We start from the raw sequence: 16,471 nt of genomic DNA, 5'->3' as shown, positions 1-16,471 counted from the left end.
GGCCAGCTCTCAGTGCAGGAGGTCGTGTTGAACTTTCTTGATAGGTGCATTATTGCAGTGATCCAGCTGCCTATCTTATCAAACGGAATGTAGAGGCTACTTGGCAACCAGGTAGTCTTTTTCTATGCCCATGTTTGGGGTAAGAAGAAGGCTCAGCTGACAGGTAGTCTGTTTTTATTATCTCAAATAGAACATACATTCTATTGAAGCACGGCGCATTCGGCAAGTGGAGAAGCCACAGGACTTTCAATCCTGGATCGGAGGGTTCGATTCCCCCATGCGTAACCATGCGGGTCATTCGATGGGAGGGACCGGGCAGCACCCGGTTGAAGCGAGTTCGAGTCTCGCAACCTGCATTCTTGGTCTGATAGCTCAGTTGGTAGAGCGGCAGCCTGAAGAGCTGCGCGTCGGCGGTTCAATTCCGTCTCAGACCACCATTCCTGGAGATCATGGCGAAAAGGCGAACGCTGCGGACTGTGGATCCGTTAGTACCAGTTCGAGTCTGGTTGTTCTCCCCACTATTGCCCGGTAGCCAAGCGGGAAAGGCAGATGCCTTTGAAGCATCCAAGCGTTGGTTCGAATCCAGCCCGGGTAACCATGCAGTGGAGCGGGTTGAAGTCCCGCCTACTGCCAACTCATACATAGGAGTCGGTTTCACAACCGATGCCATGCTGCTGTAGCTCAAAGGTAGAGCAACTGACTTTTAATCAGAAGGCTGTGAGTTCAATTCTCGCCAGCGGCACATACGATTATGGATGGGATTCCGTCATGCAGGCTGCCGCATCATCGCCGGTCTGCGAGACGTTAACGGGAATCGATTCCGTTCCTATCCTCCAACGGGATATAGCTCAGCAGACAGAGCGCTCGACTCTTAATCGAGAGGCCACCGGTTCAAAACCGGTTATCCTAACCTTACCTCGGTAGCACTGCTGGTAGTCGCGGCTCACTGTTAATGAGCAGGTCGCAGGTTCGAACCCTGCCCGAGGTGTTAAGTAAAGCCAGATTGGTCCATGACCAGCCTGGCTTTACTTGTGTCCTATGCGTTCTGAGGAACACAGAACATCTTATATAGGACGTCCGGAATCAGGCGGCTGCAATGAATCGAATCCGGATTCGAAGACAAATTGAGACCGCTGGGTACGCAAAAGGCCCGAGTTTTCCCAACTCGGGCCTTCGCATTGCGGGTTTAATTCCTACGAATCTGATGGCTCCATGAACCATAGAGGATCGTTGCAATCGACCTCGCCATTATAATTAATAAGGATCTCATCGCCTGCCTGGATATCGGTGTAGGCGAAGAAGTCAAAGGTGTGATTGTCAAAATTAATCTCATACGTGGCATTAGGGGTATACGAATGGTTGAACAAGCTGCCATAGCCTAAGACAACAGCCGAGTGATTAGCCCCATACTCATACACATAATCGTCGAGGGTTGTTTTCTCGATGAACTCATGCTCCTCATTCGGATAAGGAATGACCGGCGCTTCATGGATAAGATCACCTTTGGATATATCTCGAGTTGCAAAGACCCCTCGATTGAACTCGCCAGTACATAGCTTGGAAATCTTGATCTCAATCATACTAGTCACCTTCGCTTTATAGTCTATGGAGCCCCTTGCTTAATTCAATCGATGCAATTTATTATTGTAGCGTACCTGTGAGGAAACAGCAAGCGGAACGATAACCGAACAGGTGAAATGAAGCGGTAATAACGAGAACAGAGCCTCGCAAGTAAGCGGGCTCCGTTCTCGTTATTACTTTTGATTCATTCAGTTACTGCTTTAGAGTAGTTAACAATTGATAGAGGACTACTGCAGCTTGTGCCCGTGTACTATTGGCGGRTGGATCGTAATTCCCTACATCCGTAGAGAAGAGGCTGCCGACGATTATGTCAGTAGCCTCTCTCTGTAATTGTTCTAATCAATCAAACATCAAGCAAACGGCCACAACCGTATGGGCCGGCACTTCGAATGTAACTAGCTCGCCATCGGTTCGAATGGATAAGCCGGTGGACACTTTACGTTCGTTCGAATCGATGTAATAAGCTTCCGACACAGGTTGGAACAACTGCAGCTTGGCCATTGTCGATTGACCTTCCGTTTCGTAAACGCGAACGATCCAGCGCTTCCCGTCACCGTCCTCCGGCATTTTCACAGCAGATACAGCAACCGAACCCTCCATCAGCTTCAGGAAGCTGGAGCTTGTATTCTGCGTCCCGCCGTGCGTCGTTCCGGACAACACGTTGAACGGGTGGTTGAATCGATATGCCGTTTCAACCAATTCATGATTGTGTGTCGCATCCACTACACCCACAGCAAAGTGGATGCGGTGATGATTGCCGAGTTCCGGATAAGGATCCGGGTCGAAGGAGCTTCGAATAAGCGAAACCGATAACGAATGGTCCGTTCCGCGAAAACCGTATTTGTTGTTCGTAACGACCATAATGGACGGTTTTCCTTCATCTTGTCGCATTCCGAGCGCCCAACTGTTGCCGGGCACGTCCATCTCGAGCGGCTTGCGTACGATGGTGCCGAATGGTACATCGTATTTGTACGCCGCGCTCTCATAAGCAAGCGGCCAATGAAAGTTCAATTGGGGAATGCTTTGCCCACTTCTACCGATCTCGTGCCAGTCACATTCTGCCTGGAAATGGAGTAGCGGGCTGTTCCGATCGAGCGATACGACGACCTTCAAGGTAGAACTACCGAATTGGAGCTCGTAATTCAGCGACTGGCGCACTTCTCCATGCTCAACCATCGATAACTTCACATTGTTGTGCACATTCGCGATGCTCATATAGCGGCCGACCCACCACGCGCTCATCCCTTTGTTAGGGTCCTCCTGAATAAGACGGAACAACCCGGCAGGGCGCGACTCCGAAATCAGCTCTTCGCCTGAAGCTTTATGGATCATCGACACGACCGTGGCATCGACGGGGTTAAACGTTACTCGGATCACATCGTTTTCAAGCACGAACTTATCCTCTTGATCTACCCGCGGATCGGTAGGCAGGAACGGCTTCTCCATGTCCTCTCCCGGTGACACGGTGTATGTGCTGTATCCGCATGCAGGGACCTTGGCATGAAGGAGCAGCCGCATATAATGATGCCCCCAATAGAGATTGAAGTTCTTATCGATCATTTGATGAGCGGTTTCGTTCCCTTCGCTATCCTTGACGACCAACGTTTGGATTGGACTCTTCCAATCCCAGAGGATGAATTCTACGGATTCCTCGCGGTCATATACGGACGGATTAAATAGATGGACGATCCGGTTATGGCCGTGCCCGCGTTCGACTTGCGTAATTTTGAATGTGCTGGTGCCATAACCGACTCCGGCACCTTCCGATACCGTCAGCTTGTCTTCCGGTCCACCAAGCTGTGAAGTATCGATAGTGGCCGCGATTCTTTCCAGTGCAAGCTTGCGGTTCGTATTGGCGATCGCCATCGTATTCTGAAACAAACCGAGCGCGTGCTCCCGGGTTTCGATAACGCCGGAACCGGGAAGGATGTCGTGAAATTGATTGAACAGCACGTTTCTCCATGCTTCCTCATAAGCCGCGCCCGGATAGGTGGAGCCTGCCGCTATCGCTGCCGTGGCGCTGAACAGTTCAGCTTCATTCAACGCAGCTTCACCGATCCGGTTGGCCGTCTTGATCCGCGTCTGGGACGTGTAGCAGCCGGTAAAGACGAAGTTTTGCTCCCCCTTGACGACCGGCAACTGGTCGACTAACGGTTCGAGCAGCTTATAGAAATCGGCGAACGTACCGAAGCGGATGCTCGGATAAATCGGCCAGCTTGCCATATCCATCAATCGCTCCAAATCCCGTCTCGTCGGACCGCCACCGTGATCTCCGACCCCATACACGTGCAGATGGGTCTTCAACCCGGTTTGCCKGCAAATATCTGGCACATACGATCCGAGAATCGGCTGGATGAAGTCGTTGTACCATGTCGGCTCGCGGTATACGATAATCGACTTGCCGGAAGGCGCTTCCCAGCGGTAGGCAATATGACCCTCATTGCCGCGGCAGTGGTAATAGAACTTCACTCCGCCATTCACCAATATCTCCGGCACATTGACGCTGTGTCCGAACGTATCCGGCTCGAAGTCCAGATTCAACCGGTCCGCATCAATGTCGAGCAGCTGCGACAAATATCGTTTCGTATAAAGCAACTGACGGGTCAAGCTTTCTCCGCTTGGCATGTTCTTGTCCGCTTCCACCCAGTGTGAGGCAGTGACCTCCCAACGGCCTTCCTGGACTCGCCTCTTAATATCCACCAGCATCTCCGGCGCGTACTGCTCGACGATCCGGTAAATAGACGCCTGTGATTGGGAGAACTTGAAGAAAGGGTACTCTTCCATTAGATTCAGCATGGTCCGGAACGTATCCAACGTAACCGATACCGTCTCATCCCAAGGCCACATCCAGTTCATATCGATGTGGGCATGAGCCGCGCAAATCATATCGTAACTCTTCGCCACAGCAGTAAGTTCGCTTAGCATTTGTTCGGCATGTAGCGCGATCTGCTTGTTGATGACGCCTTCTTCAGCCATCCGCTCTTCCACATAGGTCAGTGCCGCTCCAATCAGTTGGTCATACTTACGGTCATGGACTTTCGATACTTCATGGGCGAACACCAATTGCGATATAATCCGTTCGCCCCAATAACCAGGTCGGGACATGATTTTTTCATCCCAGTAGCTTTGCGGAACAGTGCCCAGGAGCTGTCGAAGCCGTGAATCGATCGATATCATTCTAAACCCTCCAATGAATTAATAAATATGAATACAATCAATATACCAATTAGATGTAATACATACAAATTTGTATATTGGTATTTTTATGTGCTAAACTATGAATATAGTAAAAAGAACGGGGGATTGAACATCCGTGAGTCGTGAAATGAAACGCGTTCCATTATATTCCCAAATCAGAGACTACATTCTCGATCAAATTCATCAGAATACATGGCGAGCTAACGACCAGTTGCCTACGGAAGCGGACCTTGCTAAGCAGTTCGGGGTAAGCCGATTCACAATTAAGAAGGCGCTGTCCGAGTTGGTTCTGGAAGGACTTGTCTACCGCATTCAGGGCAAAGGTACTTATATCGCGGGAACTGTGGGCGACCAGCACGACAATAGTCCGCAATTGGCGGAAGTTTCGGGCGGAGCACTGAGACCAATCGTTTTCTTGTCCCCTTCCATTCAAACCTCTTTATCTTCGAGCATACTGGCTGGAATCGAGAAACAGCTCTCGGCGGACGGATATCAGGTCCTATATCGAKCGTCGCGGAACGAGCAGGATACGGAGCGGCAAATTTTGCAGGAATGTGTGCGGATGGGAGTGAAAGGTGTCATTATTTTCCCAGTGGACGGCGAATCCTACAGTGAAGAAATATTACGCTTGGCGCTGAACCAATTCCCGGTTGTCGTGATCGACCGCTATTTGCGCGGGGTAGATACGAACTGTGTCTGTTCGGATCATTCCGGCGGTGCTTTCGACRCAACATCTTATTTAATTGAGCAAGGGCATTCCAATGTCGCGTTCGTTGCCGTGCACGGTAGAACGACTACTAGTTTGGAAGATCGGTTGACCGGGTATGAGCGAGCGCTAGCCAAGCATTCTATTCCATTGGACCATCAGCGCTGCCTGTACGAATTGTTGGAAGACCGGCAGCGAGAGGATGACCCGAAGGAAACGAAAGYGATCGTCCGGTCGTTCCTGGAACGAAACAGCGAGGTGACTGCGGTATTCGCGGCGACAACGGCCAACGGACTTGCGGTCATGGAGGCGGCAGAAGATCTTGGCATCCGGGTGCCGGAGCAGCTATCGGTCATTTTTTTCGACGATTATTTGTATTCTTCGCTTTCCCGCATTCCGCCCAGTTGTGTCGTTCAGCAAGAACAAGCAATCGGCGAGGAGGCTGCGAAGCTTCTCCTGTCCGTCATGGATAACCCGTTGCAGGAACGGCGTAAAATTGTGCTTCCTACCCGATTGGTGCTGCGGCAATCGACTGCTAGCCGGAGTTCCCGGAACGATTGATCCCATATTGGAGGGCTTAATATGAGCAAGAAGCACAAATGGAGTAACGCGGCAATAAGTTTTCTTGTTCTGACCCTTTGCCTGGGGCTAGCTCTGTCAGCCTGCAGCAAGTCCAATAGCGGTCGTGCACGAATCTCTCCGTCAGTAGCAGTTGACCCGTACGATAAACTACCGAAGGAAGTCAGCGTTTCGATGTTCGACYGGGGGCAGGTGTCCAGCGAAGAAGGAACCTATGAACAGAATCGCTGGACAAAGTGGATCGCAGATCAGTCTGGAATCAAGCTGAAGATCGTGACGGTCCCGAGGAATCAAGCGGGAGTGAAGATGAACACGCTCCTCGCAACGGGAGAAGCGCCGGATCTGATATGGGAATTTGATCGCAATTATATCGGCAATCTTGTCACACAAGGCGTCCTGCAGCCGCTCGACGACTACATAGACAAGTACAGCACAGTGGTCAAACAATATATTCAAGATAATCCAGACCTTACACCTTATATGACGTTCAATGGCAAAATCTATGGCCTTACGACGAAACGGACACCCGATCAGATCGCCAATGGAGGCCTCTGGATTCGTCAGGATTGGCTGGATAAGGTCGGAATGAAAGCGCCCGAAACCGAAGACGAGTTTTTCACGGTGTTGCAAGCGTTCAAGGACAAAGGGTTGACCGGGAGAGCGAACGCGCCCGTCATTTCCCTGCACCCTCAATACTTGAACGTCTTCAATGCGCTTTATTCGACACACACCACGCAATGGTATATAGAGAATGGGAATATGGTGAACGCCAATTTCGTCGAACGTGTCGCTGATGAGATAGCGTTCGAACGGAAGCTCTATGCCAACGGGTATATTGACCAAGAGTATTTGACCGACACGAATATGCAGAGATCGATGGCGGACTGGACGGCAGGGAAGACGGGCGTGCTGATCGGGAGCTCTGGCTCGGCTATCGAGCAGAACATGAAAGACCTGATGAAGAACATACCGGAGGCCAGTCCGGTTCCGCTCGAGCCATTTGCCACGAAGTACGGCAAAGCGGGGATGTACCAGGAAACGCCTGCATTGATCTATGTGGCCTTCAACAATAAGATGAAGAATCCGAAAGCTGCGATGCAATACCTTGATTGGATGCTTGAGAAAGGTTGGTTCACGCTGTTGAACGGGTTGGAGAACCAACATTACAAGCTGGTCAACGGAGTGCCCCAAATTATCAACGATGACCTTTTCCGAAAAGAAGTCGCTTATGCCGGCGAATACGCTATACTCCGTAATCATGCCGCGACCTTCAAGCCGGAAGATAGGTTCGTTAGTGCGGCGCAGGACCCGATCTCGCAACGTTGGGCGAAACTTTCGTCGGATTCGCTGCAAGTTGCATTGAAGAACAAGTTCCGTCGGGATATTCCGTATTCGCCGAACATTGCCGAGATTAACAGCGTCTTCGAGGCCATCCGTCCGAAGCTGTTCGAAATCCGGACTCGGGCGATTATTAAGGGCGATATTACGCCGGATCAAGCGCTTGAACAAATCCGCATGGAGTGGAGCAACGCCGGTGGCGGGCAAGCCAACAAGCTGGCGCAGGAATGGTACGAGAACAACAAACAAAGTTTCAAGTAAGTGTTGGAAAGACAGGAGGGAGGTAACAGGATGAAGCCAATATCGGCACCAGCTGCGAAGGACGGGAAGATAGGGTTACGAACCGACTACCGTAAAAGAGCGTGGATGATTTTCTCCCTGTTTCTATGTCTCTGTATTGTGTCTACGGCAGGCATGTCGTACTTGATTATTAACGACCATCTGGATCATGAAGTGAAACGCACGAACATGTCGCTCCTGCACCAAGTCGACAGCAAGGTGACGCTTGTTCTTCGCGCTATCGACAACGAGACGGTCCAATTGCTGCAATCCAAGGAAGTTTGGGAGTTTATGGAGCGGGACTTTCCCTCGTCCTCGGATTACTCCGAATATTTGATCAGCCAGCTTTCCAGGCGATTGAACGGCATGTTAGGCAGCAACGACAACCTGTTCTCGGTCGAACTATATTCGTATTTGAAGCGTCGCTTGTCTTCCGGGAATCTGCCCGCGAGCGGCGACCTGCCTGAAGATTACAAGTGGGTGCGGGATTTCGAGAAGTCGAACGCTTTCTTTTATTGGATGAATACGCGTCCGCTCACGATCAATCGTTCCAGCCAGAGCCATAATCAAGTCATTACGCTCGTCCGTTCCTACCCGATGATCCATCCGAACGGTTATCGCAAGGGAGCCATCGCGGTCAATATCAACGAACGATCGATCTAYGATCTGATCAAAGATGCAGCAGCTTCGAATGAGGGGTCTATCTATATCATCAATGCGGAGGGAGTTGTTGTCAGCCACGAGGACAAGCGTATGCTCGCAACAAAGCCGGAGAGCGATTCAGTCCTGGCGAAGGTGCCTCTGGATCATGAGGAGGGGATCCTCAAGGAGAAGGTGAAGGGAGCGGGAAGTACTTTATTCTATTACACATCTCCCTATACCGGATGGAAGATCGTCCACATCGTACCCGATCTTCAGTTGAACCAAGGCATGCTGCATATTCGCAATACGTTGCTCACCATCAGTATCGTCCTGATCCTGTTCGCCCTGGTTATGGCACTTGCGGCCAATCGATGGACACTTAAACCGATCAATCGGCTTGTGCAGAATATATCGAATTCGCTCCAATCGCACCGGCTATATGATAAGCGGAATGCGCCGGATGGCGAGTTTCGTCAAATTGAAGATACGTTATCGCATATCATCATGGACAGCGATCGGATGTTCAAGCAGATGACGGAGCACAAGCCGGCAGTCAAATGGCGACTGGTCATGGACCTGTTGACGGGTATCCGCAAAAATAAAGAGAATCCGCTCGTACCGCTGGAAGCAATCGGGTATCGGCTTCATCCGGCTTCTTCCATTGTGATGACGATGGAGTTCGACAGGAAGTCAGAGATCGTCTCCCCCGAAGATATGCATCTATATTGCTATGCCCTATCCAATGTGGCGGAAGAGATGATCAATGCGGAGAACCGTGGAGTCTCGGTTGAAATCGACCAAGGTATGACAGCGGCAATAATGAGCTTCGAAGAGGCAGGAAAGCACAATATGCTGCGGGCCTATGCGATCTCCGAACTGATCAAGCAGTACGTGGAACAACATTTCAAGCGAACGGTGACGATTGGGATTGGAACAGCCGTCGTTACAGCGGACGGTATTCACCAGTCCTATCACGAAGCCCTGGAAGCGCTCAAATACAAAATGGTCATTGGCGGCAATGCGATCATCTCGATCGAAGATGTCCAGCACACGGATAACAGTGAGATTTACCGACTGTTGGCACGTACGGACAGCATAGTGGGCGCGGTCAAGGCAGCGGATCGCGAGAGGGCAAGGGCGCTTGCCGAGAAATGGTTCGCGGAGCTTGCCCATAGCAATGCGACGTCGGACATCGTGCGCCAGATCGCCATCCAATTCATGCTGCGCCTGATGAGTATGCTTGACGATATCGATATCAAAATGCCGCAAGCAGAAGAAAATCAGTTGTTCGAGGTGTTGTATCAACACGAAGACGTCGGTCAAGTGGCCCAGTACATCATCGGAATCATAGATGAGGCGATCGGACGGATCGAGGACAGGCGGAACAACCGGKAACGTCATGAGGTTGTAGACCGTATGCTGATCTATATTCAGACTCATTATGGGAGAAGCGATCTTTCCCTCAATCTTCTGGCCGATCATTTCAAGCAAAGCGTTTATCATATAAGCCGGATTTTCAAGGAGCGTACCGAAGGGAATTTTCTCGATTACGTCATGTCCTTGCGTATGGAGAGAGCCAAAGAGCTGCTTCTTGGGAGCAATAAAAAAATTCGTGATATCGCCGAGGAAATCGGCTATACGAACATGAACAGTTTTGTACGGATCTTCAAAAAGTCCACTGGCTTTACACCAACGGAGTTCAGAGAGCGGGAGACGGAGAAAGCAGCGGAATTATAGCTAGAACACCCACATTTCGTAAATGACACGTGCGAAATGTGGGTTAGAAGCAAGCCATTTCCTTTGCGGGAAATGGTTTTTTGGTAATATATGAAAGTTTAAGTTCTTTACCGTACTGAAGCGTTTAGGGGTGCCCTCTTCGTATACAGATCAGGTATTTTTAGACTAACCGGAGGTTCCCCTACTCGTAAGCTGAATAAATATGAATGTACAACATTCGTTGCGGACCTGAGAGCCGTGAGCGACCAATGGTAAAGTCGTGTAATTTAGCAGGTGGAACCCCTGCTTGGAAAGGCAAAGCCATGCCACCAATAGCGAGTCTTGGGCTGCCGCCAGTAATGTCGGGTGCTAAGCGTAGACAGTTAGGCAGTAGGCCTGAAAGTGATAGAGCCTCGAAATCAGGACAATGGGAAGGCCGACAGTTTACGGTTACTGGAAGGCAACACTTGGTTAAGCGAGAAATGGCGAGCATAACCAAGCTTCCCCGGGGTCAGAGAGCCAGGCATGCTGAACAATGATCACACGGGAACCTGGGATCCCCTGCGACTCTTTCATGAGCGAGTACTCGATAGGAAAGAACGTGAGAGTATGGCGGACAATCGATCAAAAGGGAGAACGCCAAACGGTTCGCAGGGAGTCGGATAGCTGCATAGTACCAAGGAAGTCGATGTAATGTCGGTGGAGGGAAGGCGGCTACATATTACCGATCTTGCCAGAGACACATTTACAGCACACAGAGGCGGAAAGCAAGCATCAAGAAGGACATACATTCCCAAGGATGAGAAAAGCAAACGCCCTTTAGGTATCCCAGCGTACGAAGATAAAATCGTACAGCATGGAATGAACCAGATTCTGCAAGCGATCTACGAGCAAGACTTTCTGAATTGCTCGTTTGGATTTCGACCCGGACGAAGCCAACATGACGCACTCCGAGCACTAGACCAGATTATGATGAAGCAACCGATACGATATGTGGTGGACGCGGACATCCGTGGCTTTTTCAACCATATGGATCACGAGTGGATGATGAAATTTCTGGAGCATCGCATGGCGGACCCAAATCTCCTACGACTCATCAAGAAATTCTTGAAAGCAGGAATTATAGAGAAAGGAGAGTTTAAACCAACCGATGAAGGAGCACCGCAAGGGGGCCTGATTTCGCCGATTCTCTCGAACATCTATCTTCATTACGCACTGGACCTGTGGTTCGAAGTGACAATAAAGAGAGAATGTAAAGGAAGAGCGGAAATGGTGCGTTTTGCGGACGACTTTGTATGTTGCTTTGAACAAGAGGCGGATGCGAAACGATTTTATGAGGCGTTAGTCAGGAGGTTAAAGAAGTTCGGGCTAGAAATTGCAGGAGAAAAGACGAAAATCATCCGGTTCGGGTGGAAGTCAGAAGTGGATTGCAAAAAGGGCGGGTCGAGAAAACCAGAAACCTTCGACTTTCTAGGGTTTACCCATTACTGGGGAAAAGGCAAGAGCGGACGTTCACGGCTCATGCGGAAAACAAGCGCTAAGAAATTTAAGGCGAAGGTGAAGGAATTCAAGATATGGATACGGAGCAATCGACACGAGGCAGAAGAGGAACTCATGCGAACCATCCGAAGCAAGGTAGAGGGACACTACAATTACTATGGAGTGTCGGACAATTTCAGCGGAATATCTGCTTACTTAGACGCAGTTAAGCGATTAGTATTAAAGTGGAGAAACCGAAGAAGCCAAAAGATAAGCTTTACAGAAGCGAAGTTCGTCATGTTCGTTAGCCGAAATCCATTTCCAAAGCCTAGAATAACCGTGAATTTGTTTGCAAGGAATGCAATTCTGTAAGGTGACATGAGGAGCCGTATGCCTTAATTGGGCACGTACGGATCTGTGAGGGGTAAGGGGTACAATCTATGAAGGAAAGGCCCCGCCTACTCGACTATTTGGTGAGATAAGCAGGTATTAGCTGACCTAACGGACACAGATGCCGCTATTTGTCCTGGAAAGTGACAAAAATAGCTAGTTGTAAGGGAATAACGGATCCTGTGTCCGCAACTACCCTTGAGAGGGGCAGAAACGGACGAATAACGGCTTCTGTGTCCGTAAGGACTCTTGGGAGCAGCGTTCAAGGATAGCTAAGGGCAAGAAGTTGACAAGGAAGCTACAGGAAGCGATCTTCGCTTGAGAAGTTCAGCTGCGAGAGCTGTGACGAGGAGATGTACCCGGAATACTACAAAGGGATACGTGGCTACGAATGCCGGATCGAAGATATAAGACCCGTAAAACCGGACGCGAAGTGTCCGTAAGACGTAACGCCTTGGAGGGAAGAAGTACAAGAGAGGGCAGGCAGATGGAGTGGAGAAGCGGCAGCGTCCGCCTTTGGAATCTCGGCTCAACCCATCTGTCTGCCCTCCCCACGTGCCTTACTTAAAGCCAACGCCAGAGTACCGTCCGGGAATCGGACGGTTTTTTTGACGCCCGCGCAAAAATGGAGCGCTGGAGCAAAAAGTGAAGGTTTCGCCGATCGAACCACCATGTTACAGTTCGGACGAAAGCTAATCTGAAGGAAAGGAAGTGGGGGGGGTTATGGAAACGCTCAATCTAACGATACGGAATTTCTCGGATCCGCTTACCGGCTGCACCATACGGGCGGTTGGAAAGAGCGGAACGAACACGGCTCATCATTACTTTACGGCGATGACCTGGATGTCCGACAGCCGGAACATTATCGTAAGCGCTGAGATGGAYAAGGAGATGGTCGGCCAGTACGTTCGCTTGGATACGGAGACGGGGGAGTCGGAAGCCATTGTTGCCAATCTCGAATGGGGACGTGGTCTCGTATCGTTCGATGATCAATTTTATTATTTCAACGGGGCAGAAATTATCGCAGTTGACCTTCGAAACGGCCAAACCCGGATCGTCTGTACGCAAGCTCGGGGTGTCGAGTTCTATGGGCCGCAATCGATTACTAATGACGATTCCGTCCTCGGCGTCTATTGGAGACATCACGACGAATGGACGATCGGAACCGTTGACATCGCGACAGGACGAGTCACGGCAGCGGTAACACCAAGGTTCGCCGAGCCGTATCGGGTTGCCAATCACGCCATGGTCAATCCGGTACACAAACATCTCGTCTTCTTCGCGCATGAAGGCAAGACGGAGCATATCTCCGACCGCATCCATGTGGTCGACACACAGACCGGCGAGGCTCGCCATATAGTCAGACAAGAGCGGCAGGAATCCGGGGAACTAGGCGAGTACATCGGTCACGAGATGTGGGCATTCAATGGAGAGAGTTTATTTTATGTCAAATACGCGCATAGTCCACTGAAGCCGACCGGCGTTTACAAGGTGGATAAGCAGGGGGAAAGGTCGGAATTCATTAACGGAGACTACGAGTACTGGCATGTGTCCCTAAGTCCGGACGGCCAATGGGCAGTCGCAGATACGCTGGAAGGGTCCGCTGTAACCAAGATTGTGCTGATCAACTTGGACAATAACACGTCGCGGTTGCTGTGTGAGGTTCCGATGTGGCATCATCATCCCGGTCATCCTCACCCCTCGTTCAGTCCTGACAGTCGGAAAGTGTCCTTTACATTCGCAGATGAAGATTATTATTTATGGGTAGGCATAATCGAGATATAGGAGGGTCAAGCCATGTATAAAAAAAGCAAAGCGTTGTTGGTTGCGATGTTTATTGTAATCTTTATCCTTTCAGGCTGTGCCAAAGAGGGAGGAGCTCCATCCGCCACAGTCGGAGGGAACGTCAACAAAGTGCCAGAGATCAGTACGGAGCCGGTTACGCTCACGGTATTCAACACCAGTATGGGGGATCCTTTGTTTCAAAATGCAATCGTTCAGCCGTTACAGAGCAAGTACCCGCATATTACGATCAAGATGATCAAGAGAGCCAAAGGAACGATGCTGGAGGATCTGATTGCATCTGGGAGCGTACCCGACATTATATTCGGTGACAGCAGCGGCGATATTCCCCTGTACCGGGAGCTTGACGTGCTAGAAGATTTGACACCGCTCATCAAGAAGTATAATTTCGATTTGAACAAAATGGATCCGGTTGTGTTGAACTCGATCCAAGCCAACTTTCCGAAAGGGCAAATGTTGATGCTCCCCTCGTCCGTCAACATCGCAACGTTGCATTACAACAAAGATATATTCGACAAGTTCAGTGTCCCTTATCCGAAAGACGGAATGAGCTGGGACGAAGTGCTAGATCTTTCGAAGCGGGTCACGAGAATGGATGGGGGTGTGCAGTACGTTGGGTTTGATTTTGCCCCGAACATCTTATTGCCCTATAACCAGCTGTCCGCTCCGATGGTAAACGCTGAGACGATGAAGGCTTCCGTGAACACCGAGCAATGGAAAAAAATATTCGAAACGATGAAACGATTCTACGAAGTGACGGGCAACGAATGGGGCAAAGGAGGAGATGGTTTTCTGAAGAGCAAAACGTTAGCGATGTACGCCGCCACGTCCATGTTCGGCAGCCTGCCGGATGCAACGAAGAACGGGCTCAACTGGGACGTCGTAGCTTTGCCTTCCTACAGTGAAGCACCAAAAACGACGATTCAGCTGTTCGCTCCTCTGTTGGCTATTTCCAAGACTAGTCAGCATAAAGACCAGGCGTTCCTGGCCATCTCCCACCTCTTATCCGAAGAAGGGCAGAAGATGAATGTGAAGCAAGGGCGGCCTTCCGTCCTGAACAATCCGGACATCAAGAAAGAATTCGGCAAAGATGTTGAAGTGCTCCAGGGGAGGAACGCCGGCGCGTTTACATATAACAAGCTTGCCGCTACTCCTCAAGCCGTAACGAAATACGATTCCGCCGCTCTTCCGATCATAGGGAGTAAATTCAAGGATGTGGCCGTGAACGGCAAAGACGTGAATACGGCTCTGCGAGAAGCGGAAGATGCGATCAACAAAGAGATTGAGAAGCGCAAAGCCCAGTAGCCATAATAAGGATCAATCGGCGGGATTCGTGACACTTGCGGATTCCGTCAAGATTACAAGGAGGAGCGGGAGATGTCTGATAACGAAACGAATCCTATGATCAGTCGGCGAAAAGTGTTAGCGGCATTGGGCATGGCTGGAGTGTGCATGACTTTGGGTGTGGCCGGGGCGAGCGGGAGCACTGTAACGCAATCCGTCTATGGAAACAACGAGCAGTTCGGGAATAACGGCGGCTTAAATTTGAAATTACTTGGTCCATTTCGTAAAGGCGTGAAGTTGACATCTCCGGGTGAAATTCTGGAGCACACCGATGACAGCGGCGTTATTACAGGCTACCGCTGGGCAGGTAATCATCCGCACAATACCGCCGCAGCCAACCCCGAGAGTGACGGAGGGATCTCATCCGTTGCGTGGGTACCTGTCTATCAAAGAGGGATTCAGGAAGGGTTGATTGAACCGGATGGCCTCAAATGGATCGGAGCTGCCGAGAGTGTGGATGAGCTGCGAACGATTCAACCGGAATTCGAAGGACAGCATATCTATTTATTAGGTTACTATATAAGCACACCTGGAGTAGGCGGCGGTAGACTCATTGCGGTACAGGGCGCATTCGTTGACAATGGCGGCTCTGTGATTCAGTCTGGTAAGCCAGGTTGGTTTTGGGAGAGAGTGGATCGCAGCCTGGTCTTGGAAGATTTTGGAGTCGTACGTGGTGAGGACGTGTCCGTCGCAGCTCGCAACGCAGTACGTATGTCGGCAGCCTTTCAAGTGACGGGGTACAGTATCGGTGCCACTCCTAACATGACCTATGTTTACAACGGTGACGTTACCGTTGCCGCAGCCAAGTTTCTGGATTGTAGAAAGGCTATTTTCAAGGGCATCACAGGCTGCATCGTCGTGGCAAGCGAAGGCTGTGTTATCCAAGCACCCATACTGGACGACTCACTGCGGACTGACAACAAGAGAGCGATGCTAATCCAAGCCGACCACGTGCAAGTTGTATTCGCTGAGTTCAAGGGAAGCGGTCACCAGGAGTGCTGTGTGGAGATTACCGGATACAACGTGTCGGTCACGAATTCCAAGCTACGGGATGCGAGTTATATGATCTTGGCAACCACGGGCAAGGGAACCCAAATTACCGGTAATTATTTCACAGGCGGCAATGTCCAGGCGGTATTGAACGCCAACAAGACCGGAGCCACGATCATTCCTTGGGGCGATGCCATTAAACTATCCAGCGATACGAACGATTTGCTGAATGCTAACGCGCTTGGGCGTCATGACAATATCATCACGAACAATATTTTCGATAACGTTTATCGTGATTGCGTCGATATGTTCACTGACGGGTCCCGTACCGTATTCAGCCATAATGTGATTAAGAATCACCATTGGAATGTCCTTGATATTAAATGCATCTATCGAGATAATGCCAGCAATGGAACATCCATTGAC

9 protein-coding genes and 7 tRNA genes are annotated in these 16,471 nt (G+C 50.4%); 14 read left to right on the top strand and 2 right to left on the bottom strand.

Annotated features, from left to right (window positions below):
* Positions 1-211 precede the first annotated feature (211 nt).
* The 7 genes from AC1DWB_RS25235 (at position 212) to AC1DWB_RS25205 (ending at position 988) form a co-directional block, all read left to right on the top strand.
* A tRNA-Glu gene (locus AC1DWB_RS25235) sits at positions 212-288 on the top strand.
* A 73-nt stretch (positions 289-361) separates the two neighbouring features.
* Positions 362-437, top strand: a tRNA-Phe gene (locus tag AC1DWB_RS25230).
* Positions 438-443: 6 nt separating this feature from the next.
* Positions 444-518, top strand: a tRNA-His gene (locus AC1DWB_RS25225).
* Positions 519-522: 4 nt separating this feature from the next.
* Positions 523-598: transfer RNA gene (locus AC1DWB_RS25220), tRNA-Gln, on the top strand.
* A gap of 72 nt (positions 599-670) precedes the next feature.
* Positions 671-742 (top strand) — tRNA-Lys (locus AC1DWB_RS25215).
* 95 nt (positions 743-837) lie between these two features.
* Positions 838-910 (top strand) — tRNA-Lys (locus AC1DWB_RS25210).
* A gap of 4 nt (positions 911-914) precedes the next feature.
* Positions 915-988 (top strand) — tRNA-Asn (locus AC1DWB_RS25205).
* 205 nt (positions 989-1,193) lie between these two features.
* Here the strand turns inward: AC1DWB_RS25205 and AC1DWB_RS25200 are convergent.
* Positions 1,194-1,580: an SET domain-containing protein gene (locus AC1DWB_RS25200; RefSeq protein ID WP_477543852.1), complete on the bottom strand. Its 387-nt coding sequence runs from the start codon at positions 1,578-1,580 to the stop codon at positions 1,194-1,196.
* 340 nt (positions 1,581-1,920) lie between these two features.
* Positions 1,921-4,758, bottom strand: coding sequence for a glycoside hydrolase family 38 N-terminal domain-containing protein (locus AC1DWB_RS25195; RefSeq protein WP_477543851.1), 2,838 nt, complete (start codon positions 4,756-4,758; stop codon positions 1,921-1,923).
* 136 nt (positions 4,759-4,894) lie between these two features.
* Between AC1DWB_RS25195 and AC1DWB_RS25190 the strand changes: the two genes are divergently transcribed.
* The 7 genes from AC1DWB_RS25190 to AC1DWB_RS25160 form a co-directional block, all read left to right on the top strand.
* On the top strand, positions 4,895-6,046 hold the full coding sequence (locus AC1DWB_RS25190; protein WP_477543850.1) for a GntR family transcriptional regulator: 1,152 nt from the start codon (positions 4,895-4,897) through the stop codon (positions 6,044-6,046).
* A gap of 21 nt (positions 6,047-6,067) precedes the next feature.
* The gene (locus tag AC1DWB_RS25185; RefSeq protein ID WP_477543849.1) at positions 6,068-7,663 is read left to right on the top strand and encodes an extracellular solute-binding protein; all 1,596 of its coding nucleotides are present in this window, start codon (positions 6,068-6,070) and stop codon (positions 7,661-7,663) included.
* 30 nt (positions 7,664-7,693) lie between these two features.
* On the top strand, positions 7,694-10,060 hold the full coding sequence (locus AC1DWB_RS25180; RefSeq protein ID WP_477543848.1) for a helix-turn-helix domain-containing protein: 2,367 nt from the start codon (positions 7,694-7,696) through the stop codon (positions 10,058-10,060).
* A 672-nt stretch (positions 10,061-10,732) separates the two neighbouring features.
* Positions 10,733-11,890 (top strand): group II intron reverse transcriptase/maturase, encoded by a 1,158-nt coding sequence (gene ltrA, locus AC1DWB_RS25175; protein ID WP_477543847.1) that lies wholly within the window; start codon positions 10,733-10,735, stop codon positions 11,888-11,890.
* A 741-nt stretch (positions 11,891-12,631) separates the two neighbouring features.
* Complete coding sequence (locus AC1DWB_RS25170) at positions 12,632-13,693, top strand: TolB-like translocation protein (protein ID WP_477543846.1); 1,062 nt, start codon at positions 12,632-12,634, stop codon at positions 13,691-13,693.
* A 12-nt stretch (positions 13,694-13,705) separates the two neighbouring features.
* Entirely contained in the window at positions 13,706-15,016 is a 1,311-nt protein-coding gene (locus tag AC1DWB_RS25165; protein WP_477543845.1) for an ABC transporter substrate-binding protein, read from the top strand.
* A 72-nt stretch (positions 15,017-15,088) separates the two neighbouring features.
* Positions 15,089-16,471 (top strand): hypothetical protein (locus AC1DWB_RS25160; protein ID WP_477543844.1); only part of this gene is annotated, 1,383 nt, incomplete at its 3' end.

The sequence above is a fragment of the Paenibacillus sp. P4_E11 genome, from assembly GCF_056401635.1.
Note: the sequence above shows the minus strand (reverse complement) of the source record. Positions and strands in the feature narration are given on the sequence as shown.